Here is a 25,700-nt window from a genome sequence, read left to right as displayed (position 1 = left end):
AATTTTAGAGGCTTTAAGTTTTTTTAGAAAATATTAACGGGATTCGTGTTTTTTTTAGTTTAATTTTTGATTCGTTCATCTTTGAAGCTATCTTTGTAATTCATTTTTTTATTAATACCTATAATTTCACCATATGAACATTATATTAGCTTCAACATCCACACTTTTTGGTGGAGAATATCTGGAATACTTAAGAGAAGAATTAATCCAACTCTATAAAGGAATTGACGAAATTGTGTTTATCCCTTTCGCAAGACCAGGCGGAATTTCCCATGATGATTATACGACTAAAGCACGTTCTTTCTTTGAAACCATCAATATAAAAGTAAAAGGGCTTCATGAATTTGAAGATAAAAAAGAAGCCATTCATCAGGCAAAAGGGTTCTTTACCGGAGGAGGAAATACTTTTTTATTGGTTAAAACTTTACATGAAGAAGGGCTGATGTCTGCTCTGAAAGAAAATGTATCTGAAGGAAAAGCTTATCTTGGATGTAGTGCAGGAAGTAATATCGGAGGTCAGAATATGAAAACTACGAATGATATGCCGATTGTATATCCGCCAAGTTTCGATTGTATGGGATTGGTTCCTTTTAATCTCAATCCCCATTACCTTGACCCTAATCCGGATTTGAAACATAATGGAGAAACCAGAGAAACCCGTATTCAGGAATTCCTTACTCAAAATGATATCAAAGTAGTTGGTCTTAGAGAAGGAAACTGGATTAGGAGAACGGGAGAATCAATAACAGTGGAAGGAAGTGAACTGACAAGAATTTTTGAAAAAGGGAAAGAGCCTTACGAAATAGAATCAGGAAGCAGCCTTTAATGAACAAAGAAGAAATAAACCTTTTTATAGAGCGTAATCTGACTAATTTTTCAGTGAACAGTACCGGATGGAGTGATCTTATCCGGAAATTGCTGTATGAATTTGCTGCAGCGGGCTGGAACATGGAACATCGTGTCTTTGGAAAGGAAAAGTTTGGAGAATTGAGATGCTACACCTATTCTGAAGATGAAACACTTAATGCCCAACTAAAAAAAATCAAAGAAAAATATTCAGAGTTGTCTGTCAAGACGTGTGAGATCTGTGGAGAAGAAGGTAAATTAAGAACAATTGGTTCATGGCAGACAACATTGTGTCTGAATCACTTTCTGGAGCAGCAACCTGTTATTGAAATTGATGACAAACAGAATATCAAAAGAAGCAATGAGACTGTTCTGAATATTAAAAATATTGTTAAAGCTGAGGTAGAATATGACCTTCAAAGGCTATGGCTTTTTATAAATAAAACGGAGTCGGTGTATTTTTCATGGCAGGAACCGAATTATTATCTGCTTCTGAAAACAATTCCTCTTTCCCTTTTTTCGGAAGAAAACCAGCATGAGATTTCGGTATTGTTTCAAAACTTACAGGATTGTGAAGTATGTGGTCATAAAGCAGTTTACCAAAAAAACTGTTTACGCTGTCATCATGAACCCTGGAATGATTCCGGATATTTTATTCAGGACTACGGAGAAAAATCAAATTATATCAAAGAATGCCAGATGGATATTTTCATAGATGAAGATGATTATGAGAAATATTTCAAACATGATCGTTCATTTGAAAAATCTCCTGACCATCAGATTCTTTTCACTTCCGATGACCTCATTGAGTATAAAAAGCTTTTATTTTAACTATATTTGATTAGAATTAAATGTAGGCAAAAGATTCAGCTACAGGTAACATTACTATTGTTGTGAACTGTATTTGAAACTATTTGCTTAGATCAAAACAACAATTCAATGAAAAAAACACTTGCTGTTCTCACACTTTCTGTACAAATTGTTACTGCTCAGAATATAACCCAAAAATTAGATAAAGTAACAAAGGATCTTATGGATTCTTCTGGAGCAGTTTCTTCCAGTTTATCATTTTATGTTTCAGATGAAAACGGCAGTTTTATATACGAATATCAGGGAAACAGAGGACTTTCTACAGCTTCTACACAGAAGATCTTTACGGCAGGTGCTGCATTGGAAGCTTTAGGGAAAAATTATACTTTCACTACTACTTCAAGCTATTCCGGAAATATCTCCGGAGGAACGCTGAACGGAAATCTTTTCATCAGCTCCAAAGGTGATCCTACATTAGGAAGCTGGAGGTATGATGGGTATAAACCTGAAAATTTTAAAAAGAAGCTGATTGAGGCAATTAAAAACTCAGGAATAACAAAAATCTCAGGAGATCTGGTGATTGATGATTCTTATTTTGATCATCAGACGATTCCGGGAGGGTGGCCTTGGGATGATCTTGGTAATTACTACGGAGCTGGAGTCTGGGGAATCAACTGGAGAGAAAACCAGTTTGATATCAATATTAACGGAACTGATTTTAAAGGGTTTTCTTATCCGCTGGAAGGCGTAAAGTGGCTCAATGATCTTAAAGCAGGAGGAAACTCGGATCAAAGTCTGATTTTTACCGCTCCTCATTCTGATGTTGCTTTGATTAATGGAATGCTTCCGGCAGGAAAAACCGTTACCGTTTCCGGTTCTACTCCTAATCCTCCATTACAATTAGCCACAGAAGTAAAACAATGGTTAAAAGAAGCCGGAATTGAACTTTCAGGAAAAGCAATAACAAATTCTCAACTTGAAATAGAAGGAAAACAGGTTTTAGTCGCTCCGGAAAATAATATTCTCCTTACTTATCAGTCTCCGACTTTAGATAAAATTGTCTACTGGTTTTTAAGAAAAAGTATCAATCTTTACGGAGAAACCCTGATTAAAACATTAGGAAAAGAGAAAAAAGGAAATTCAAGTTTCAAAAGCGGTGTTTCTTATCTGAAAGAATTCTGGAAATCAAAGGGAATTAATCCTAATATGATCAATTTTGCTGATGGGAGCGGACTTTCTCCACAAAATTATGTGGCTGCAAAAGCAGAAGTACAGGCACTTTTATATGCTAAAAAACAATCATGGTTTGAGGCTTATTACGACGGATTCCCGGTTCAGGATAATGGAATGAAGATGAAAAGCGGGACGATGAGAGATACCAAATCTTTCGCTGGATATCACACTGCAAAAGATGGAAAAAAATATGTATTTTCGATTATCATAAACAATTATCAGGGAAGTGGAAATACAGAGCTGCAGAAAATCCTGAATGTTTTAAAATAAAATACTTTGAGAAAATCCATACTCACCAGACTGAATAACTGGATCATTTTTGTGGTGATGACTACTTTGGTGATTGCTATTGTAGTAGCTTCAACATCGCTTATTAATTTTCTCAGAAAAGAGGAGATCAAAAGGATCAGTCTTCTTTCCAAAGCAATAAGAATACAACAGGAAGTGAAAACTCCAGACACAGACGTTCTGGATTTGTTGCCAGATATCCTGAATATCAATAATACTATTCCGTTCATCGTAACAGATAAGTATAAAAATCCAATCCTTGATCTCGGATACTACAGAAATATTCCTGAAAGTACAATTAAGGATCCTGAGAAATTGCAGGATTTGATCCGGAATATGGAGAAAAACTATGATCCTATTGAGATTAAGGTACCAGATGGCAATAATCAGTTTGTATACTATGACAATTCGCGTCTGCTTAATAATCTTAGGTATTCACCCTATATTTTAGGGCTGTTTATTTTACTGTATTTTGGTTTTTCTTTCTGGTTTTTCAGAACGATAAAGAAAACAGATGAAGGTTATCTTTGGGCTGGGTTGGCTAAGGAAACAGCGCATCAGATTGGAACTCCTTTGTCTTCTATGATTGGCTGGATAGAGATTATGAAGCTGGATAATCCGGATTCAGATGGCGTACATGAGATTGAAAAAGATATTGAAAGACTCAGAACGATCTCAGAACGATTCTCAAAAATTGGTTCTATTCCTGAGCTGAATGACCGAAATTTTAATAAAACCATTCAGGAGAATTATGACTATTTGAAAACAAGAATTTCAAGGAAAATCAATTTTACACTTAATCTTCCAACATATACCGTTTTGGTTCCTCATAACAAAATTCTGATGAGCTGGGTGATTGAAAATCTTGTAAAAAATGCTGTGGATGCAATGAAAGGAGAAGGAGCTATCACCATGTCTGTTTTTGAAAGAAATAAAAATATTCTCATTGAAGTAAAGGACAACGGAAGCGGGATGACAAAACAACAGGCCCGAAATGCTTTTAATCCAGGGTATTCTACCAAAAAAAGAGGCTGGGGATTGGGGTTGTCATTAGCAAGAAGGGTAATTCATGAATACCACAACGGAGATATCAAAATTTCTCAGACTGAAGTAGGAAAGGGAAGTACTTTCAGGATAACAATCAGAAAGGAAGAAACTCTTTAACTGCAAATTTCTTTTACAAATAAGAAACCTAACAGGTTTTCAAAACCTGTTAGGTTTGAATATTCAAGAATAAAGCTATCGAGTAAGAAAATAAAAAGTGAGGAAATTTTCCCCGCTTTTGTTTTTATTTTTTACCAGTAAGCCACTGTGTCTGTAGTTTCAGTTCTTCCGGAGTTGGATTCGCCTTAAATGAAGGAGTTTCCATAGTCATTTTATCCAGAATAGCCTTTCCTTTCAATGTCATTTTCTCTTTCTTCCCGGCATTATCTCTTAAAATAGTTACCGTTACTTCCTGGCCTTCTTTAATGGTTCTGGTATAACCAATAAAATCCTGTACTTTTTTGATGTCTACTGTTCTTCCGTCTAAAGCAAGTACCTGGTCTGTAATTTTGAATCCGATACTTTTTGCAAATGGAGATAATGCAGAATGGTCATCAAAAGCAAAAGCATTAGTCTTCTCATCAAAACCAGTCTGGTTCGGGTCTTTGATAAACCAGAAAAGAGGTTGGCTTTCCTGCTTTTTAATATCCACACCTACCATGCTCAGATATTGTGCATAAGGGGTTGGCTGGTTTCCTGCAATATATTTGTTATAGAAATCTTTTACCTGAGGATATCCCGTAACTGTTACCAGTTCGTCAATCAGTTTATCATCTTTGAAAGGTTTGTTTTCACCAAATCTCTGAGACAGTTTTCTGATCATATCACGATATCCCATTTCTCCGTTGGACAATTTTCTAAGCTCGATGTCTAAACACATGGCTAAAAGCGCTCCTTTCTCATATACGTTTCTGTACTGATCTTTGTAAGGCTCTACCAATACATTTTTACTCATTACCGTAAATGGCATTGTATCATCATAACTCTTGGAGTTGGCAATTTTTTCACCGATTCTTTCAAGGAACTGATCTTTATTAATCAAACCTTCCTGAATCTGGAATAAGTTGGCAAAATATTCTGTTCCGCCTTCGTACATCCATAGGTGCTGAGACATTTTAGGATCTGCATAATCGAAATAGTGAATTTCTTCAGAATGCGTCTTCAGAGGATTTACAGTATGGAAAAATTCGTGAGAAACTACATCTGTAATAGTATTGTCAATAGCATCTTTTGGCATTGCTTCCGGAAGAACAACACTTGTAGATTCGTGGTGTTCCAATGCTCCGAAACCTTTTACTTTAGGTCCGTCACCACCGGAAAGATAAAGCATGATGGCATACTTTTTATTCGTGTTCATATCTCCCAGGAATTTCTTCTGGGCAACAACCATTTTTTCAAGATTGTCTTTGAAATCTGCTGCTTTATATTTTCCTGTTGGAGAATATACACCCAATACAAGATCCATTCCTCCTGCGTTGAAGGTAATATAATCAGGTTTTGTATACATTAATGGAGAATCTGTCACCTTAGCATAATTGGCAAGAGTATAGGTATCTGTAGATTCAGATTTATCCTGATCCACCAACGCTGTGGTTCCGTAGAAATCAGTTGGTTTCTGAACGACAAGCTGATAAGGAACATCCTGCATATTCTCAATATATCCTATGAATCCGTGGGTATTGATCATGTATACTTTTCCTTCTTCAATATCCGTTCCTGAAGGAGAAAATACTGCTTTATGCTTTGATGTATCCAATTCATCATCAAAACTGTCATTCACAAGATATGAGATTTTGGAAAGTGCCTGAGCATTTTTCAAGGAGTAAGTATTGTCATTTACTTTAGTATAAGTAAGTTCTTTTCCTTTATTGTCGTAAAATTTGATTCCTTCGATGAATCTTCCATAGTCGTCTACAGAATAAGTACCTGGAACCGTTTTTGGGAAATGAAATTTAATGTCTCCGGATTTCATTTTCGGAAATTCCATGGTAACGGCTACTTTATCATCTTTTACATTGACAAGGTCAATAGTAGTTTTTATAGACTGAGCATTTGCTAAAAAAGCAGCAAAAATACCAAGGCTAAGTACTGTTTTTCTCATTAGGCTTAAATTAATAGTTAAATAGTTGCTTTTTTTCTGAGTTTGTTACGAAGAAAGTATTAAACTTTTCTTAAAATTTTAATAGCAAAAAGCAAAAAGGCAAATCTGCTGATGTGCGGATTTGCCTTTTTCTTTATTTAGTTTCCTTATAATTGATATAATAGTTCGGGCTTAGCTCAACCGAAGTGCTCTTTTTAAGCTTTACAGTCTGCCATTCTTCCGTTGGATTTATGGTTTGATCACCATTGATGATGATAGGTAATTTCAGGTTTTTTACCACATCCGTATAACGGAACTTTAAAGTATCCCCATTTTGAGCATACTCAAGGGTTGGTATTTTTATGGATCTCAGATACTGATCAAAAACCGTTGAAAAATCGATTCCTGATTTTGAAGAAATATAATCTTCTATCTGTTGAGTGGTAACAGTCTGATGATAAAAGTCTTTATTCAAACCTCTTAAAATCTGTCTGAATTTTTCATCATTATTGATAACTTGCCTTATCGTGTGAAGCATGTTGGCTCCTTTCGGATACATATCTCCGCTGCCTTCATTTCTTACACCATACTGGCCAATAATAGGAATGTCATTGTCTATCAAATTCCTGATCCCCTGAACATAAATTTCAGAAGATTTTTTGTCCATATATTTTTCCGTGAAAAGAGTCTCGGAATAATTGGTGAAACTTTCATGGATCCACATATCAGCCTGATCTTTTGCGGTAATATTGTTAGCAAACCATTCATGTCCGCTTTCATGAATAATAATGAAATCCCAGTTTAGCCCAACTCCCGTCCCAGAAAGATCTCTGCCGAGATAGCCGTTCTGATATTTATTCCCATAGGCTACATTACTTTGATGTTCCATACCAAGATGAGGTGATTCTACAAGCTTGTATGAATCTTCATAAAACGGGTACGGACCAAACCAGTATTCAAAAGCTGATAACATAGGTTTTACCTGCTCAAACTGTTTCTTTGCCTTGTCCAGATTATAGTCAATTACCCAGTAATCCAGGTCCAGTTTTCCTTTTTCACCCTCAAATGTATCTTTAAAATTTACATATTTCCCTATGCTCGGGATAATGGAGTAGGCGTTGATAGGATTTTTGACCTCCCAGGTATAAGTAGTTTTACTGCCGGTTGTTTTTTTATCAGTGAGTCTGCCATTACCCACACCTACCAGATCATTGGGAGTGACAATTTTCATAATGATCCCGTTATCAGGTTCATCGCTCCAGATATCTTTGGTAGGAAGCCATATGGAAGCTCCTATTCCCTCATCAGCAGCAGTCATCCATGGATTCCCTTTTTCATCTTTAGTGAAAACCCATCCGCCATCCCACGGTGCTTTTTTAGCTATGGTAGGCTTTCCGGAATAGGTAACGTTAATTGTATATTTTTCACCTTTTTTGAATTTTTTATTTGTTGTAATGAAAATAAAGTCTCCATCCTGCTTATAATTGGCAATAGGAAAGTTTCCTTCCAGCTTATCCGCTTTCATTGGTTGTTGAAGGTCAATCTGGAAAACAGGATTGGTAATATCTTTGATGATCTCAAAACTGATTTTATTATTTCCTTTAATGCTTTTCTGCTCAAAATCGGGCTCTACAGAAAGATCATATTTTTTGACATCCCAAAAATTTCTGAATTCGGTATTGGAACCCTTTAATGTATCCTGTTTGGTGAAAACCTTACCCTTCTCAAAGAACTGTCCGAAAACCAGCCCTGATGCAAATAAGAGTGTATATGATAATTTTTTCATTTAAACTTATATTAAATCTTTTCAAAAGTATAAAATTAAATTAATAGCCCCATGCCGGAAATCAAATTAAATACAGATTTTAAGAAGACATAAAAAAAGCCCGGTCATTGCCGGGCTGTAAAAACTGATTAGATTTTATTTTTTGATGAATTTCAGATTTGAAGTCGTTCCTTTATCTTCAATTGAAATAATATAAGCTCCTGTACTTAGGTTGGATACAGAGATTTTATTATCATTAATCTGGCCATTCATTACTTTTTGACCCGCCATATTGGTAATGATATACTGAGCTTTAGATGAAATCTGAGTTACATTCAATACATCACTTGCCGGGTTAGGGTAGATCTGAATTGAGTTCTTATCTTTCACAGTCTCACTGGTAGAAAGCTGTTGCTGAATCAGTACCGGATAATCCTCAACTTCACCATATTGCTGGTTGCTGCATCCGCTGTTTGGCTGGCTTTCATAGCCTAATACAACTCTCATAATTACGTTTCCTCCGGTATAAGCATCTGCCGGTACGGAGAATGTTCCGGAAACAGGTGATATGGTACTAGCTGCGCTGGTGTAGATGACTTCAGAAGAAGAGAATACTCCGTCTTTGTTAAAGTCTATCCATGCTGTTACTCCGTCATTATACTGAGCACCTGTCCATCCTTTGGTTATACTTACATTATTCCCAGTAGATCCGGACATAAGCGTAATTAGTTTTGAAGGATCTGTAGTATAGTCTGTGTAAGGAGTATTACTGCTGCTGTTTGAAACAGGGCTCATTCCGGCACCAGTTACTGTAACATTGGAAATATACTCATCAGCAGCATTTGTTCCGGTTATTGAACATTTAGCAAATGGAGATGTTGTGAAATTCGTTGATGCTGAATAAGAACCAACCGAAGCACTACAAACATTAGCTACCTGTACTTCATATTGAGTAGCTTCAGTAAGCCCTGAAATGTTGTAAGCATTTGTTGAAACAGGTACTGTAGTCCATGTTGCTGTTCCTACTTTTCTATACATTACAGAGTATGTTGCTCCTACTAATGCGGTCCAGTTTACTGATGCTGAAGTTCTTGTAATACCGGTTACAGTAATTCCTGTTGGAGCAGATGTTGTACAAGCACTCGCAGATGCGGATACGGTAGCATTTCCAACAGCGTAGAATACATTATCAATGGCGCTTACTCTTATTTTTACACTCGAACCTGTTGCCAAAGAAGAAAAAGAAAACGGCTCAGATCCGTCATTAGCTGTAGACGGACTAATAACGGTCCATGTAGTTCCGTTGTCTGTAGTATAATCTATTTTAACATTTTGTACATTATACGGAGCATTATTGGTGTTTACCACATCCCAAGTCACGGCTCCAGCTGTATTATTATAAACGGTAGTTGAAGTTACTTTGAAAGGTCCTTCATTTCCTATATCCACTTTCATCAGACTGCTCTGAGTTTGCTGTTGTGCAGCATCCGGATTGTTATCTCTTACCGTTACCTTGAAATTCATTGTTCTCGGGATATTGGATACAGTCTCCCAATCTACTGCACTGGTAAGAGCACCGTTAAGAACATTGGTGAATTTAGGGAAATAGCGGGTAGGCGAGGTTGTAGGCATTAGAGATCTGAAATTCGCTCCATTATTTCTGGTTGCACTTACTGGCCCAAAAGCAGATGTAGCCAGATCATATTGTTCCCAGGTATAAGTCATAGGATCATTTTGTGTATCTGTTGCAGAAGCTGTTAACACAAAAGCTGTTCCTTTAGGAATCATTTTATTAGCCATTGGCTGAATAGAAGGAGGTGTATTGGCTACATTCGTAATAATTCCACAGTCCTGAGCATTAACATAGGTACCTACTTCTTCAATGTTTTTGGTATGAAAATAAGCATCAGAATGCATCTGAACATTATAGTTGGTAATACCAGCATATCCCATAATTGAAGATCCGGATCCCGGCTCCATATGGGCACCGTGCAATGCAATAGACATGGTATGTGCTGCACCGAACTGGTGGCCGATTTCATGAGCTACAAAATCGATGTCATAATTATCTCCAAAAGGCTGATCCGGAGTAGAAGGAGAAGTAATTCCCGCTCCTTTAGAGGTTGCATCATTGTTACTTGCAGGGTTTCTGCAGACATTTCCTACATCTCCGGCACTTCCTCCGCCACCTCTATGGCCAAAGAAATGTCCTATATCATATGCAGCGTTACCTACACCGGCAGTATTGGTAAGTGTTTGCTGAAGCTGCAGGTTCCATGCACCGGGAGCACTATAGGTTCCGTTTGAATTGGTGATTACATTTGAATAAGGATCAGTAGCGGGATCTGCAAATATAAGTTGGGGAAGATCCTGTACAATCATATGGATTCCGAAATCTTTTTCAAAAACACCATTTACACGGTTCATTGTAGCGTTAATACGGGCTGCTGCTGCTGGAACACTTCCGGCAAGTTGCGTATATTCACCGTTTACAGAGATTGCAATTCTGTAGGTTCTGTATTTTTGTTCATTACTTTTATTAGCGCTCCCTAACCCCTTTAAAACATTTTTTGTTTTAAGCAGTTTATTCATTTCTTTCTTTACCTTCTCAGGTTCAGAGGTTCTACATTCGAAAGGATCTTCATGAGATTTATTAGATTTGAAAAAGACTCCATATACATCTTTTTCTTTATTGATCGGTTCTATGAATTCGTATTTTCCTGTATCAGTATTAAATGTCATAGACTGAAAATCGTTTGGTGCTGTACTGAATCGGATTTGTTTATGCGGATTATCCAGCCCGATACCTGAGTATGCTCCCAATTCATATCTGTCCGCCATAGATTTTTCTACTACCGGCGAACTGTACACTGAAAACCTTTCAATTCTTCCATCTGCTGTAGGAAGGGAAACAATTACAGCACTTCCTCCTTTTCCTGCTTCAGGAGCATTCTTTAGTTGATCTCTTAATGCAGAAAGATCAAATTTGTAGGCATATTCTACTTTTACTTCTTTTCTTACTGGCGTAACTTTTTCCGAGACAGGTTCCCAGCGTTGTGCCTGCAAACCACTTAGACTTAGAGCCAATGCACAGACGAAAATAATTTTCTTTTTCATATTTTTTTATTGATTGTTATTAAAGTTTTTAAAGATAGTTTATTTTTTTAAATCTTTAGCTGGTGATACATTGTTAATTGCTCCCAACTTTATAATTTTAGTTGAATTTTATCGTTGTTTTTAATTATATTAAGAATAGATATAATTAAGGTTGATTTTTTAAATAAAAAAACGCTACCATTCAATCAAATGGTAGCGTTTAAGCTTTTATTAGTAAAAAATACTGTTTATTTCTGTACTACAGGAAGATTTCCGTTGCTCTTCTGTACTTTTTTATAGGTGAATGTACACATCATAATACTGAATTCATATAAGATAAGCAGCGGGAATGCAGCCATCAGCATACTTAAAACATCTGCCGGAGTAATGATTGCAGCCACTACCATAATCAGAACAATAGCATGACGACGGTAGGTCTTCATAAATGTAGGCGTCAGAATTCCGATGCTGGTAAGGAAGTAGATCAAAATCGGGAAAAGGAAAATAACACCCATACCCAAAACCACCTGTAAAAATAAAGTGGTATAATCACTTAAATCATAAAGCGGAACGATAATGTCTGAGATTTTAAAAATGACCCCGAAATTAACGGCAAACGGAAGAATCAGGAAATAACCACATAATACTCCGGTCATAAAAAGAATCCATACCGCATTAATAATATAAATAGAATTTTTTCTTTCTCTCGGATGTAAAGCAGGACCAATAAAACGCCACAGTTCCCAGACAATATAAGGAAATGCAGCTACCATTCCTCCAAAAACAGAAACAGCCATCATTACGTTGAACTGCTGATACAATCTTTGTACACGAACAGGGAAGTCCTTTGGAAGATGAATACTGTCTTCTCCTAAAATCATTCTTGAAAAATGATTAACAACTCTGAAAGTCGGGAAATCATTTCTGGTGGGTCCAAAAAAGATATGGTCCATAATCCAGTTGATATTAAAACCCACCACAAAAGCCGCAATTATGATAGCAATAATCGAACGGATCAGATGCCCTCTTAATTCTCCTATATGTCCAAGGAAGGACATGTCTTTACCATCACTCACAGAATACAATTTTTAAAGCGCAAATTTATAAAATATTTAATTAAATGACCGATGTTGGATTCTAAAATTATCGTGGTACATATAAAGCAAAATCAAAATCCCTTTCTTTAATATTCATTTCTGTTAAAAGGTCTTCTGCAGCTGCGTTGATTTTTTTCCACCTTTCATCATGGCTAAGATCTATTGATTCGAAAACCCATTCTTCTTCTGTGACTTCATCAGTAACCTTTTTAAAATCTGATATTTTCTGTCTCAGTGATTCGTTGATGAACTTATTTCTGAATAACGATTCTATTTCTTCGCTGTATGAGAATATATGTAAATCATCTCCGATATCTGTCAGAGACAGGCAGTCTGCAACAGAATTGAATTTTTTATCATCATAAGTACAGAAGATCAGACATCGGACAACGAGGTCAAAATAGTCCTGACTTTTTTGATCATAGTATAAATTTCTATCATGAGTAGGATATTCAGGGCTATGATCAGGTTCCAACGGAAGATGATGTACTTTATTTCTTTGTGAATCCTGATAGTCAAGATATTTTTTCAAAAATATAGGGAATAGAATCAGTAAATAAAGAATAATCATCATGATACCTTAAAAATATTTAATTAAAATGCTGATCTGGAGGTACAATGCCTGAAATCCTTTATTTGAATTCTAGTTAATTCCTTCGTCTAACAGTTTATGCAGGTCTATAATCCCAAAATATTTTCCGTTTTCCGTTACTACAAGCTGGCCGATATTATTTTCTTTCAGAACTTTCATGGCTTCTTTCGCCAGAGCTTCCTTTTCAATTGTTCTCGGACGGGCAGACATAATATCTTTAGCCGATACCTTACTTATATCTTCTCCCTTCATCAGCATTCTTCTCAAATCACCATCTGTGATCACTCCAATAATCTGATCTTCTTTGGTTACGACAGTGATTCCATGGCTTGAAGCACTGATGGAAATGATGACGTCTCTTATGGAAGAGTCTTCTGTAACCTGAGGTTTTTGGGAAGAAAGAAACTGTTCTACTTTAGAAGTAAGATTCTTTCCTAGGCTTCCTCCAGGGTGGAATTTGGCAAAATCATTAGCTTTAAAATCATTCAGTTCCATTAAAGCAACAGCTAAAGCATCTCCCAAAGCCATTTGTATAGTTGTAGAACTTGTAGGAGCCAGTTTATTAGGGCAGGCTTCAACGTCCACATGAGTATCTAAAATAACCTCAGAAAACTCAGCGAGTTTACTCGTCTTATTTCCTGTCATTCCGATAAGAGCAGAAGAATAATCCTTTAAATAAGGAACCAGATTGGCAATTTCTGGAGAATTTCCGGAGTTGGAGATACATAAAACAACATCCTGTTTCTGAATGACTCCAAGATCACCATGAATAGCTTCTGAAGCATGTAAAAACTGAGAAGGCGTACCTGTAGAATTCAGCGTAGCAACAATTTTGTTACCCACATGGGCAGATTTCCCTATTCCTACTACAATGAGCTTTCCTTTTGCCGAGTGAATGATCTCTACAGCCTGTGCAAATTGGTCATCAATTCTGTTTTTTAATTTTTCTAGTTCAGAAATTTCTATTTCTAAAGTGCTTTTTGCAATTGATATAATGTTGGTTCTATCCATTTTACGATGATAAGGTATACAAAAAAGTTTATAAAAAACGTTATATTTTAAAAAGAATATTTAATATAAATTTTATTTTTTATAAATTCGTTCGCTTTTATTTTAAGCAGAATTTTTATAACTTTGGGTGAGATGCAAATTTAGCAATAGAAAATTAGATGAGCGCAAAAAAAGCCAATTTATCAGGCGAATTGAAAAAGTATTTTGGGTTTTCTACATTTAAGGGCCAGCAGGAACAAATTATAGACAACCTATTGAATGGGAAGGATATATTTGTTTTAATGCCTACAGGTGGCGGAAAATCATTATGTTATCAGCTTCCGGCACTTATTTCGGAAGGAACAGCAATAGTAGTTTCGCCCTTAATAGCGTTAATGAAAAATCAGGTAGATGCGGTGAACGGTCTTTCATCAGATGATGGAGTAGCACACGTCCTGAATTCATCATTAAACAAAACGCAGACCAAGCAGGTTTTTGACGATATCAAAAGCGGCAAAACCAAACTTCTGTATGTAGCTCCTGAATCATTAATTAAAGATGATTACCTGGATTTTTTGAAAGAGGTGAAAATTTCTTTCTTTGCTATCGACGAGGCTCACTGTATTTCAGAGTGGGGACATGATTTCAGACCGGAATACAGGAATCTGAAACAGATTATTGACAAAATCGCCAATGTACCGGTGATTGCTTTAACGGCTACTGCTACTCCTAAGGTTCAGGATGATATCCAGAAAACTTTAGGAATGACGAATGCGTTGGTGTTTAAAGAAAGTTTCAACCGTCCTAATCTATATTATGAAGTATGTCCTAAAATCAATGTAGATAAGGAAATCGTTAAATTTATCAATCAACATAAAGGAAAATCAGGAATTGTTTACTGCCTGAGTCGTAGAAAAGTTGAAGAATTTGCCCAGCTTTTGCAGGTGAATGGAATTAATGCACTTCCTTATCATGCCGGTCTTGACCAAAAAGTGAGAGTAGCGAATCAGGATAAATTTCTGATGGAAGAAGTGGATGTAATTGTGGCCACCATTGCCTTCGGGATGGGAATTGATAAACCTGATGTCCGTTTTGTAATTCATTACGACTTCCCGAAATCACTGGAAAGCTATTATCAGGAAACCGGCAGAGCAGGAAGAGACGGAGGAGAAGGCTATTGTCTGGCATTCTATGATCCGAAAGACATTGAAAAACTGGAGAAATTCCTGGCTCAAAAACCTGTTTCAGAAAGAGAAATCGGATTACAGCTTTTGAATGAAGTGGTAGGGTATGCCGAAACTTCCATGAGCAGAAGACAATATATTCTATACTATTTTGGAGAAAGTTTCGATCCGGTAAACGGAGACGGAGCTAAAATGTGCGACAACTCATCCAATCCTCCAAAATTAAAAGATGCTACGATAGATCTCGAAAAGTCATTGGCGTTGATCAATGATACAGGAGAAAAATTCAAATCTAAAGATCTGATTTCCGTTATCGTAGGAAAGGAAAATGCAGTAACAAAATCTTATAAGCTTGAACAAAGTTCTCACTTTGGTTTTGGAAAAGACGAAAAAGATAATTACTGGAAAACAATTTTGAGACAGGCGACTGTTCAGAATTTTTTACAGAAAGATATTGAAACCTACGGGGTTTTAAAAATTACAGAGAAAGGGAAAAGTGTCCTGAATGGTAAATCTAAAGACATCTTTTTAATTGCTGAAGACCGTGAATTTGATCTTACTCAGGCAAAAGCTGAGAGTGATCAGGTACAGCAGCAGGCTGGAGGAGGACTGGATCAGAACCTTTTCAATCTGTTGAAAGAATTGAGAAAAAAAGTAGCCAAAAAACATGGGATTCCACCCTATACAGTATTTATGGATCCAAGTTTGGAGGATATGACAGTTCAATATCCAATAAGTGTAGATGAGATCACCAAAATCTATGGTGTAGGGGAAGGAAAAGCCAAAAAATACGGTAAAGAATTCGCAGATTACATCAAAACATACGTAGAAGATAACAACATCGAACGTACTCAGGATATGGTATTGAAGCAGGTGGCCAATAAATCCAGCCATAAAGTTTTCATCATCCAGAGTACTGATAAGAAAATTGACCTTGAAGATATAGCAAGAGCTAAAAATCTTTCTATGGATGAACTTCTGAAAGAAATGGAAAGGATTGTTTATCAGGGAACAAAGCTGAATATCGACTATTATATTGAAGATAATTTTGATGAAGACATTGTAGACGGGTTCATGGAATTCATGAACGAATCTGAAAGCGACAGTATGAAAGTATTGCTGGATGAATTCGGGGATGAACTGTCTGATGAAGAAGTAAGAATGTTGAGAATTAAATTCATTAGTGACGTAGCGAATTAAAAAAATCAATATTTTTAGAATAATTAAATAAAGTAAGCTTTTCATCAGGAAGGCTTACTTTATTTTTATAGCGTGCTACGTCTACAGTAAATAGTAAAATCAAATCAGATTTTAAAGCTTAGTTAATTTCTGTTAATTACCATCAAAACAGCAATCTTCACCCTTCCTATATTTGACTTTTAACCAAACTTTTTAGTAACTTTGATAAGATGAAAAAAATATCTGTCATATTTATTCTGCCGGACTTAGAAACCGGGGGCGCAGAAAGGATTGTTACCACAATAGCGAATCATCTTTCCAGAGATCGGTTTGAGCCTAAGATTTTGCTGTTACGTAAACAAGGCGGATATTTGAATTTTCTGAAAAAAGATGTCGAAATTATCGATATCAATACCGAAAGAATAAGACATTCTTTAAAACCTATTTTAGGAGAAATCTACAGAAGAAAACCTGATATTGTATTCTCCGGTTTTGGTGAAGTAAATGCTTATTTATCATTGTTTATAAGACTTTTTCCAAGAACAAAATTTATTGCGAGAGAAACTAATGTTGTCACACAGCATGTAACCCGCAAAGAGATTAAGTTTTTCTATAATTTTTACAATAACTATCAGAGAATTATCGCTCAAAGTGATGATATGATGAAAGATCTTGTTGATAATTTCAATATTAAAAAGAAAAAAATTGTCAAGATCAATAATCCTGTAGACTTTGACTTTATTGAAGATAAAATGTCTATTTCTTTAAAACCGGAATGTTTCAAATACAATTATAAAAATGTAGTGGCCATTGGAAATCTGTCTTCCAGAAAAGGGTTTGATAACCTGCTGAAAGTTTTTTCAAGACTGAAGAATGAAAACATTATGCTTCATATTTTAGGAGATGGAAAAGACAAAGACCTTTTGCTTCAGACAAAGGAACTTTTAGGATTAAAAAAAGTGATTTTCCATGGAAGACAAGAGAATCCCTACCAATATCTGAAATATGCTGATTTATTTGTGCTTTCTTCGCGATACGAAGGTTTTCCCAACGTTCTATTGGAAGCAGGAGCCTGCGGTACTTATTCTCTCGCCAATAACTGTCCCGGAGGAATTAATGAGATTATCCAGCACAATGTAAACGGTGAAGTTGCCAATATTGAAAACTATGACGGTTTTGCCCAACAGATTGTGAATGTTCTTCAGAATAACTATAACAGAGATGCCATAAAAAACTCTATTAAATCAAGGTTCTCTAAGAATATTATTATGGATAAATACGAAAAGGTTCTACTGGACTTGATCAAGCCCTGATAGCTCCATTTGTTTTATAGGGTGTTAATTTCTTACTTTTGGAGCTATAAATTTTATCTGAAAACCAATTTTTTCATTCATGAATAAAATCCAAAAATTAGGATGCGCCTGTGAGAAACCGAACTCCAGTTATACAGAATATAGAAGCTCGGCATTAGGAATTGATCATACCAACGGAAGATATGGAGAAGTAACCATTCAACAGTGCAAGTTGTGCCAAAGAATATGGATTCATTATTTTGTGGAATATGAAAGCTTTTCAAAATCAGGAAGATGGTACAAAGGAATTGTTTCGAAAAAAGACCGTCCTCAAATCACTCCGGAAAATGCAGTAGAATTTCTGGAAAGCCTTGAATGGTATGTGTATGGCGGTTCGTTTTTTGAAAGTACAGGCGAGTTTGGACAAGGAAAATTGAATATAAGTTTGTGAAATTTATGCTGATTGAATTAGAATAAGTCATAAAAAATAAACATCCAATCAATGAAGCCATTTATCATTGTTATTTTAATGCTGAATGCTGTTGTAATGACGGCTCAGCAAAGGACCATCTCCAGAAAAGAACTGTTAAAAACAGCTCTTGATCAGAAAGTGAAATCTACAGAAATTCAGGAAATAACAATGGCTGCCGGACAAGGAGCTCCTGCACATCTGCATCCCTGTCCTGTTTTGGGAATCATCAATTCTGGTGAAGCTGTTTTTCAGATCGAAGGAAAAGAAAAAGTGGTACTTCATGAAGGAGATGCCTTTTATGAACCTAAAAATGTGAAAATTCTTCATTTTGATAATGCCTCTGCCGAAAAGCCACTTGTCTTTACCGCAATTTATCTCAAAGAAGGGAATGAAGAAAATATAAAGTTCATAAAATAACACTTTTCATAAAACTAAAGCATATAATTATCATTTTTAAAATTGATAAAACTCACTTTGGTGCTTGGTAATTTATATGTAAATTTGTGAGAATTAAGATAGATAATAATAAACAAATTCATACAATAACATGAGTCAATTCGATGTTACCGTAATAGGTTCTGGTCCCGGTGGTTATGTTGCTGCTATCCGTGCAGCACAATTAGGTTTCAAAACAGCAATTATTGAAAAATATTCAACTTTAGGCGGAACTTGTCTTAACGTTGGATGTATTCCGTCAAAAGCGCTTCTTGACAGCTCTGAGCATTTCGAAAATGCAAAACACAATTTTGCAGGTCACGGAATCATCATCAACGAGCCTCAAGCAGATATCGCTAGAATGATCGAACGTAAAAACGAAGTGATCAAGCAGAATACAGACGGAATCAGCTATCTGATGAATAAAAATCAGATTACTGTTTTTGAAGGAGTAGGAAGCTTCGAATCTGCTACTCAGATTAAAGTGACGAAAAACGACGGTTCTTCTGAAACGATCGAATCTAAATATACAATCATTGCAACAGGTTCTAAACCAACTACACTACCTTTCATCTCTTTAGATAAAGAAAGAGTGATTACTTCTACGGAAGCTTTAAATCTTAAAGAAATTCCTAAGCATTTGGTAGTAATCGGAGGTGGAGTTATCGGTCTTGAGCTAGGTTCTGTATACCTAAGATTGGGAGCTCAGGTAACAGTTGTTGAATTTATGGATAAAATCATCCCTGGAATGGATGGAGCTTTAAGCAAAGAATTGACTAAAGTTCTTAAAAAACAAGGAATGAAGTTTATGCTTTCTACTGCGGTTTCTGCGGTTGAAAGAAACGGAGATACTGTAAAGATCACGGCTAAAGATAAAAAAGGAGAAGAAGTAGTAGTAGAAGGAGATTACTGTTTAGTTTCTGTGGGAAGAAAACCTTACACAGATGGTCTTGGCCTTGAGAAAGCAGGAGTAGAACTTGACGAAAGAGGAAGAGTAAAAATAAACGACCACCTACAAACGAATGTTGCGAATATCTACGCAATCGGTGACGTTATCAAAGGAGCGATGCTGGCTCACAAAGCTGAAGAAGAAGGTGTTTTTGTAGCTGAAACATTAGCTGGACAAAAACCTCACATCAACTATAACCTTATTCCAGGTGTTGTTTATACATGGCCGGAAGTGGCAGGAGTTGGTAAAACTGAAGAGCAGCTGAAAGAGGAAGGAGTAGCTTACAAAGTTGGATCTTTCCCAATGAGAGCATTAGGTAGAAGCCGTGCAAGTGGTGATATCGATGGTCTTGTTAAGATTATTGCAGACGAAAAAACTGACGAGGTTTTAGGAATGCACATCATAGGAGCAAGAGCTGCCGACCTTATTGCAGAAGGAGTAATTGCTATGGAATTCCGTGCAAGTGCTGAAGACATTGCAAGAAGTTCTCACGCTCACCCAACGTATGCAGAAGCTATTAAAGAGGCTGCATTGGATGCTACAGCAAAAAGACCTATTCATATGTAATATTTGATTAAAAGATTTAATCATTTAAATATTTAAAAACTCATGGCTGTTTCTTATGGAAGCAGCCTTTTTTTGTACTGCTTTTGGCATGAAAATGGAGATGGTTTTTGAAAATTTCATGTATGAAAAAGATTTTTATCGGTTGGATGCTTTTGGCGGGAATAAGCGCATGGGCACAGGAAGCAGGAAAAGCAGGGGAATTATTAAAAAATGAAGCTTCTGCTACAGAAATGAGATCTCCCAAAATCTTAAATGAAAGAAACAAAACTCCTGATGGGATGAGACCTGGAAATAATACTATTCCTCAGAGAAATAGAAATAATAATCCAAATTATCAGTGGAACAGAAACTACGGATATGCAGAAGTTTTTCTCAGAATTCCTGAGCAGGGCTTTTTTACCGTTGAGGTTGGAGATCAGATGATGGCCAATGGTTCCGGAAAATACAGATTCTTTGATTTGTCATCAGGGAGAATGCCTATTTCAATTTATGAAAATGGTTTCCTGGTGTACAGAACAACGTTGATGCTTCGTAACAACAACAGAATGGTGCTGGATTTTTTCACCAATGAAGGTCTCTTTTTATTGGATTCTTATCCTGTTCAGAATCAGTATGGATTTAATGATTGGAATGACATCTGGAACAATCCTTACGGAAATCAACCTGGAGACTGGAATAACCAAGGAAATGTGATGGATAACAATTCTTTCCGCCAGTTTTTTGATATGATGATGAGAAATGAAAAGTTTGATGACGGGAAAGTAGCCATGATCAATCAGCAGATGCGTACTTCTATGTTTACTTCTGCACAAATAAGAGATCTGGTAAAAGCCCTTAGTTTTGATAATAAAAAATTGGCATTGGCGAAGTCTATGTACCGAAATTGTGCCGATAAAGACAGATATTTCATGGTGTATGATGCCTTTGATTTTGAAAGCAGCAAACGGGAACTGATGGATTATATTTCTAATTTATAATAAGAATCTTGTTCATCTTTCTCCCTGGAATAATTGAAAATCCTGTATTTGAATACAACAAACAATGATTTGAACACGTCCTGATCTTTCCGAAATCCGAACTTTGCCTCATTAATAAGATATATTATGAATAAGCAAAAAGTATGGTTTATAACCGGAGCATCACGAGGAATGGGACAGCAGGTGGTAAAAGAAGTTTTAGATAAAGGAGATAAAGTAATAGCAGTTTCCCGGAACATACAACCTACCCATAATGGAGATACAGAAAATTTCCTCTCTTTACAGGTTGATATTACTAATGATGAGGATGTAAAAAATGCTGTAAAAAAAGGGATTAAGTATTTTGGTAGTATTGATGTGGTTCTTAATAATGCAGGCTATTATTTAGCAGGCAGTATAGAAGAAATAAAGGATGAAGAATTCCGTAAAACAATGGATGTAAACCTGTTTGGGATGGTTAATGTTATAAGGCATGCTATGCCATTTCTGAGAAAGCAGGGTTCAGGGCATATTATCAATATTTCTTCCAACATGGGATATGTTGGCTATGCCAATACCGGAAGTTATAACGCCTCAAAATTTGCGGTCATAGGACTTTCAGAAGCCCTTGCGCACGAAGTCAACATGTTCGGGGTCAATGTTACAGTAGTAGCTCCCGGGATGTTCCGTACAGGTTTTATGAGTGAGGCAACTTTAATGGCTGCAGAAAATAAGATTGAAGATTATCACTTGGACAAACATATTGATATGCTTCAAAGCTTCAATGGTCATCAGCCTGGTGATCCCGTAAAACTAGCTCAGATACTTTATAATATTAGTACTTTGAATAATCCGCCATTGCATCTGATATTAGGAAAGGATAGTTATGAATCAATTATTGAACATAGAAAAAATGAAACAGAAGAACTAGAAGAATGGAAACACCTTTCCTTTTCTACGGATTTTAAATAATGTGTAAATTTGAGTAAATGAAAAAGCCTTATTCAGTACCTTATGTCATAAGATCTATTTCAGAACTGCATCGTTTGTTTGCTCTTCCTCAGCCGGATCATCCTTTGATAAGTGTAATTGATTTTGAATTATTAAGCTACGAGCATAGCGATATATGGAAACATTTTACCAATGATTTTTATTGCATTGTTCTTAAAAAAGGAAGCAACGGGAATTTTAAATACGGTCTTAAAGATTATGACTTTGATGAAGGGATGATGAGTTTTACAAAACCAGGACAGGTATTTTCCGTAACATCAATAAAAAATAATCCTGTTAAAGGATATATGCTAGTATTCAAGGCTGAGTTAATCCGTTCATATTCTTTAGGGAAAAATATAGATCAATATGGCTTCTTCTTTTATTCCATAGCAGAAGCACTGCATCTTTCAGAAAAAGAAAATATGGTAATTTCATCTTTGCTACAGCAGTTACAGCAGGAACTGAAGAATAATATAGACCATTACAGTCAAGATGTTATAGTATCTTACCTGGATCTTTTGCTGAGTTATTCCAACCGTTTTTATAACCGACAGTTTATTACCAGAAAATCAGTGAATAATGATATTCTTACCAGGCTTGAACAAATTTTGAAGGATTATTTTAATAATGAACAAACTTTTGCCAAAGGGCTGCCCACCGTTCAGTTTCTTGCGGATGAACTTCACCTTTCACCCAATTATATGACCGATCTGCTGCGCAATACGATAGGGCAGAATACGCAACAATATATTCATGAACATTTAATTGAAAAAGCTAAGGAACTTTTAACGGCTTCCAATTTAACAGTTACAGAAATTGCTTATCAACTGGGATTTGAATATCCTCAGTCATTCAGTAAATTATTCAAAAAAAGTACAAAACAAACTCCATTGGAGTTCCGGAAATCTTTTAATTAAAAAAAATAAGTCAGATAATTTCTTTTTTTATATTTTTGTAGTAATTATTACAAAAATAAATGAAAGGAAGACCCAATATTTATCAGGACAAAGAATTGATTCTAAAAGCGCAGAAAATATTCTGGGAAAAAGGGTTTACTGCAACCTCACTTTCTGATCTGAGCAATGCAACAGGAGCAGGTGCCGGTAGTTTGTATAATACTTTCAAAGGAGGTAAAAAAGAGCTTTTTAAGAAAAGCCTGGAACAGCGAAGAGAAGATTTTGAAACTTTTAAACACACCTTGGAAAACAGTGAGAATCCTATTGAAGTCATCAAAAATTTCTTTATAAATATTGCCAATGCTGAATATGATGAGCATAGGAAAGGCTGTATCGTTGCCAATACGCTTGTTGAAATGACATTCGTAGATGAAGACTTGAAAGAGGAAGCTGCGGAAATATTAAAAGAAACAGAGAAACTCTATACCTCTGTCATAGAAACTCAGCAAAAAAAGGGAAACCTGAAGTCATCATTACCGGCTGATATTTTGGGGAAATATCTGATTACTTTTTGGTGTGGGATTAATTCCCTTCGAAGAATCTATCCGGACCGGAAGATTTTGAAAACTCAGATTGAATTACAATTACAGTTACTGCATTAAATTTTTTTAATTATTTATTTAACGATCATTACAAAAATAAAACAATGAATTTACAACTAAAAGGAAAGAAAGCATTTATCAGTGGTTCTACACAAGGAATAGGATTTTCAATTGCAAAACAATTATTACAGGAAGGAGCATCAGTGGTCATCAATGGAAGAAATGCTGAGAAAACGGAAGAGGCAAAGAGAAAACTCAAACAGGAATTTCCAGAAGCTGATGTGTTTGGAATTGCGGCAGATTTTGCTAAAAAAGAAGATCTTAACAAGCTGCTTGAGGAGTTGGAGGATATTGATATTCTTATTAATAATGTCGGCGTTTTCGGAATCAGTGATTTTTATGAATTGAAAGATGAAGATTGGTATCATTATTTTGAAATCAATGTGATGAGCGGGATGCGTTTATCAAGAAAGCTGCTTCCCGGGATGATCAGAAAAAACTCGGGCAGAATTATTTTTATCAGCAGCGAATCAGGGGTCAATGTTCCTGAAAATATGATTCATTATGGAATGACAAAAGCTGCGATGTCAGCATTAAGTAATGGTTTATCTAAACTCACAAAAGGAAGTGCCGTTACGGTTAATACCATTTTAGGTGGCCCTACCTATAGCGATGGGGTTGCTCATACTGTAGAGCAAATAGCCGAAGTTCAAAATCTGACTGTGGATCAAATGAAAGAAATTATTATCCAGACCTCCAATCCGCATATTCTTTTACAAAGATTTATAAATCCTGAAGAAATTGCCAGTCTGGCTGTATATCTTTCCAGTCCTCTTTCTGTTGCGGTAAATGGAGCAAGCTTACGAGCAGATAGCGGAGTTTTAAAGATCATTTAATCAATAAAAATGCATCTGAAGTTGTTCTTTTACATTATTTTCAGCTTGTCATAAAACTTAGAATGTTTCGGAGCGATATTAAGCTGTATTCCAAAGGTTATTCCTTTAAAATATTTATCTCTGTGAATAGGAAAAGCATATCCGGTATTGAGAAATACAGCATTAAATAATGATACTCCTATTCTTGGTTCCACTGAATAGGGGTTGGCGGAAGCTCCAATCAACAATCCGGCACGGAGAAAATTGATATTCATCTCGGGAATCAATTTATCTGTCTCATTAACACGGGTATAAAGCAAAGAGGGGCCCGCAATAATAGAACCTTCATAGCACTCTCCAAATCTGTATTCTAATCCTGCCTGCAAAACATTCCTACCGGTATAGCGATATGAAATATTCACTGCTGTTTTCTCCAATAGCTGAGCATTTGAAAAAACCATCAAAAGAATAAAAGGAAGGATTAAATACTTTCTCATAAATATTTTTGTTCAAATATAAAGGTTTTAGGGGCTTTATAAAAGATGAAGATAAGCCTTGAAAAGAATTATCATGGGATTGACTAGGTTGGCATCTTCAAATTTCCGTACCTTTGTCAGCTAATTTTATCATCAATGCAACTCGGAAAAACTCAAACTTTAACAATTTCAGAAAAAATTAATTCAGGATGGATCCTTGTGGATGAATCCGGTGAAAAGGCTTTTCTGCCTAAAATCTTTATTCAGGATGAAAAAGAAACAGGTGAGGAGGTTGAAGTTTTTGTGTATCAGGATGACGATAAATTAAAAGCTACTACTGAAATTCCTTTAGCTGAAGTAGGTGAATTTGCAGTAATGAGCTGTGTACAAAGTCTTCCAAGCGGAGCTTTTATGGACTGGGGAATCATTAAAGATTTATTTATTCCTTACAAGCAGCAGAAAACAAAAATTATCGAAGGGAAAAGATATCTGGTTTATATTTATGTAGATGAAGATATGGAACTGATTACCGGGACCACGAAGTTCAAGAGAAATCCTCAATATGATGAGCTTCCTTTCAAAAAAGGAGACAAAGTAGACCTGATCATGATGAATGAAAGTGAACTGGGCTGGAATGTGATCATCAACAAGGAATACATTGGTTTGATCTACGCTTCCGATGTTTTCAAAAAACTGTATCCATTGTCAGAAGAAACAGGATATATCAAAACAATCCGTGAAGATGGGAAAATTGATATCTCTTTACAACCGGAAGGGTTTGAAAATATTGATGAGTTCAAACAGAAAATTCTGAACAAACTGGAAGAAAACTACGGACTTCTGTATGTCTCAGATAAATCTTCACCTGAAGAAATTAAGGATGAACTTCAAATGAGTAAGAAAAACTTCAAAAAAGCAATCGGAGGACTTTACAAAGATAAGATCATCGATATCTCAGACGATAAGATCAAATTATTATAAAA

General features: G+C 35.9%; 22 protein-coding genes. 15 read left to right on the top strand and 7 right to left on the bottom strand.

Going from position 1 to position 25,700, the window contains the following annotated elements; translation table 11 throughout:
• The first annotated feature begins 133 nt into the window (after positions 1–133).
• The 4 genes from pepE to REB14_RS01430 all read left to right on the top strand — a co-directional run bounded on the left by pepE (position 134) and on the right by REB14_RS01430 (position 4,341).
• Positions 134–826: a dipeptidase PepE gene (gene pepE / locus REB14_RS01445; RefSeq protein ID WP_079241941.1), complete on the top strand. Its 693-nt coding sequence runs from the start codon at positions 134–136 to the stop codon at positions 824–826.
• Complete coding sequence (locus REB14_RS01440) at positions 826–1,677, top strand: hypothetical protein (RefSeq protein ID WP_309521290.1); 852 nt, start codon at positions 826–828, stop codon at positions 1,675–1,677. The genes pepE and REB14_RS01440 overlap by 1 nt, the downstream gene beginning before the upstream one ends.
• Positions 1,678–1,785: 108 nt before the next feature.
• Entirely contained in the window at positions 1,786–3,159 is a 1,374-nt protein-coding gene (dacB, locus tag REB14_RS01435) for a D-alanyl-D-alanine carboxypeptidase/D-alanyl-D-alanine endopeptidase (protein WP_079241939.1), read from the top strand.
• Between the two features lie 6 nt (positions 3,160–3,165).
• Entirely contained in the window at positions 3,166–4,341 is a 1,176-nt protein-coding gene (locus REB14_RS01430) for a sensor histidine kinase (RefSeq protein WP_079241938.1), read from the top strand.
• 124 nt (positions 4,342–4,465) lie between these two features.
• Here the strand turns inward: REB14_RS01430 and REB14_RS01425 are convergent, their stop codons facing one another.
• The 6 genes from REB14_RS01425 to REB14_RS01400 all read right to left on the bottom strand — a co-directional run bounded on the left by REB14_RS01425 (position 4,466) and on the right by REB14_RS01400 (position 13,862).
• Positions 4,466–6,322, bottom strand: coding sequence for a M61 family metallopeptidase (locus REB14_RS01425; RefSeq protein ID WP_079241937.1), 1,857 nt, complete (start codon positions 6,320–6,322; stop codon positions 4,466–4,468).
• Positions 6,323–6,455: 133 nt separating this feature from the next.
• Positions 6,456–8,087 carry a M1 family metallopeptidase gene (locus tag REB14_RS01420; RefSeq protein ID WP_309521289.1) on the bottom strand — a complete coding sequence of 544 codons (1,632 nt, stop codon included), beginning with the start codon at positions 8,085–8,087 and terminating at the stop codon, positions 6,456–6,458.
• 135 nt (positions 8,088–8,222) lie between these two features.
• Positions 8,223–11,183, bottom strand: a complete 2,961-nt coding sequence (locus tag REB14_RS01415; RefSeq protein WP_309521288.1) for a reprolysin-like metallopeptidase — start codon at positions 11,181–11,183, stop codon at positions 8,223–8,225.
• 227 nt (positions 11,184–11,410) lie between these two features.
• On the bottom strand, positions 11,411–12,238 hold the full coding sequence (gene tatC, locus REB14_RS01410; RefSeq protein ID WP_185116992.1) for a twin-arginine translocase subunit TatC: 828 nt from the start codon (positions 12,236–12,238) through the stop codon (positions 11,411–11,413).
• Between the two features lie 67 nt (positions 12,239–12,305).
• Positions 12,306–12,833, bottom strand: a complete 528-nt coding sequence (locus REB14_RS01405) for a hypothetical protein (RefSeq protein ID WP_309521287.1) — start codon at positions 12,831–12,833, stop codon at positions 12,306–12,308.
• A 69-nt stretch (positions 12,834–12,902) separates the two neighbouring features.
• On the bottom strand, positions 12,903–13,862 hold the full coding sequence (locus tag REB14_RS01400) for a KpsF/GutQ family sugar-phosphate isomerase (protein ID WP_309521286.1): 960 nt from the start codon (positions 13,860–13,862) through the stop codon (positions 12,903–12,905).
• Between the two features lie 158 nt (positions 13,863–14,020).
• Here REB14_RS01400 and recQ point away from each other — a divergent pair, with 158 nt between their 5' ends.
• The 10 genes from recQ (at position 14,021) to REB14_RS01350 (ending at position 24,262) form a co-directional block, all read left to right on the top strand.
• Positions 14,021–16,225, top strand: coding sequence for a DNA helicase RecQ (recQ, locus tag REB14_RS01395; protein WP_309521285.1), 2,205 nt, complete (start codon positions 14,021–14,023; stop codon positions 16,223–16,225).
• A gap of 209 nt (positions 16,226–16,434) precedes the next feature.
• A complete protein-coding gene (locus REB14_RS01390; protein ID WP_309521284.1) occupies positions 16,435–17,517 on the top strand; it encodes a glycosyltransferase in 1,083 nt (360 codons plus the stop codon).
• Between the two features lie 79 nt (positions 17,518–17,596).
• The gene (locus REB14_RS01385; RefSeq protein WP_034695575.1) at positions 17,597–17,947 is read left to right on the top strand and encodes a hypothetical protein; all 351 of its coding nucleotides are present in this window, start codon (positions 17,597–17,599) and stop codon (positions 17,945–17,947) included.
• Positions 17,948–17,998: 51 nt separating this feature from the next.
• The gene (locus REB14_RS01380) at positions 17,999–18,385 is read left to right on the top strand and encodes a cupin domain-containing protein (protein WP_309521283.1); all 387 of its coding nucleotides are present in this window, start codon (positions 17,999–18,001) and stop codon (positions 18,383–18,385) included.
• 130 nt (positions 18,386–18,515) lie between these two features.
• On the top strand, positions 18,516–19,919 hold the full coding sequence (gene lpdA, locus REB14_RS01375; protein ID WP_309521282.1) for a dihydrolipoyl dehydrogenase: 1,404 nt from the start codon (positions 18,516–18,518) through the stop codon (positions 19,917–19,919).
• Between the two features lie 122 nt (positions 19,920–20,041).
• Positions 20,042–20,896, top strand: a complete 855-nt coding sequence (locus REB14_RS01370; RefSeq protein ID WP_079241928.1) for a proline and serine-rich protein 1 family protein — start codon at positions 20,042–20,044, stop codon at positions 20,894–20,896.
• Between the two features lie 126 nt (positions 20,897–21,022).
• Positions 21,023–21,847 carry an SDR family NAD(P)-dependent oxidoreductase gene (locus REB14_RS01365; RefSeq protein WP_309521281.1) on the top strand — a complete coding sequence of 275 codons (825 nt, stop codon included), beginning with the start codon at positions 21,023–21,025 and terminating at the stop codon, positions 21,845–21,847.
• 17 nt (positions 21,848–21,864) lie between these two features.
• Positions 21,865–22,785 (top strand): helix-turn-helix domain-containing protein, encoded by a 921-nt coding sequence (locus REB14_RS01360; RefSeq protein WP_309521280.1) that lies wholly within the window; start codon positions 21,865–21,867, stop codon positions 22,783–22,785.
• A gap of 59 nt (positions 22,786–22,844) precedes the next feature.
• On the top strand, positions 22,845–23,426 hold the full coding sequence (locus REB14_RS01355) for a TetR/AcrR family transcriptional regulator (protein ID WP_079241925.1): 582 nt from the start codon (positions 22,845–22,847) through the stop codon (positions 23,424–23,426).
• A gap of 44 nt (positions 23,427–23,470) precedes the next feature.
• Positions 23,471–24,262 carry an SDR family NAD(P)-dependent oxidoreductase gene (locus REB14_RS01350; protein ID WP_079241924.1) on the top strand — a complete coding sequence of 264 codons (792 nt, stop codon included), beginning with the start codon at positions 23,471–23,473 and terminating at the stop codon, positions 24,260–24,262.
• A 29-nt stretch (positions 24,263–24,291) separates the two neighbouring features.
• Here the strand turns inward: REB14_RS01350 and REB14_RS01345 are convergent, their stop codons facing one another.
• Complete coding sequence (locus REB14_RS01345) at positions 24,292–24,738, bottom strand: hypothetical protein (RefSeq protein WP_309521279.1); 447 nt, start codon at positions 24,736–24,738, stop codon at positions 24,292–24,294.
• A gap of 135 nt (positions 24,739–24,873) precedes the next feature.
• Here REB14_RS01345 and REB14_RS01340 point away from each other — a divergent pair, with 135 nt between their 5' ends.
• Positions 24,874–25,698 (top strand): CvfB family protein, encoded by an 825-nt coding sequence (locus REB14_RS01340; RefSeq protein WP_309521278.1) that lies wholly within the window; start codon positions 24,874–24,876, stop codon positions 25,696–25,698.
• Positions 25,699–25,700: the final 2 nt, after the last annotated feature.

Source organism: Chryseobacterium metallicongregator, from assembly GCF_031324065.1.
GTDB classification, from domain to species: Bacteria; Bacteroidota; Bacteroidia; order Flavobacteriales; family Weeksellaceae; genus Chryseobacterium; species Chryseobacterium metallicongregator.
This window is presented reverse-complemented; position numbering and strand designations above follow the sequence as displayed.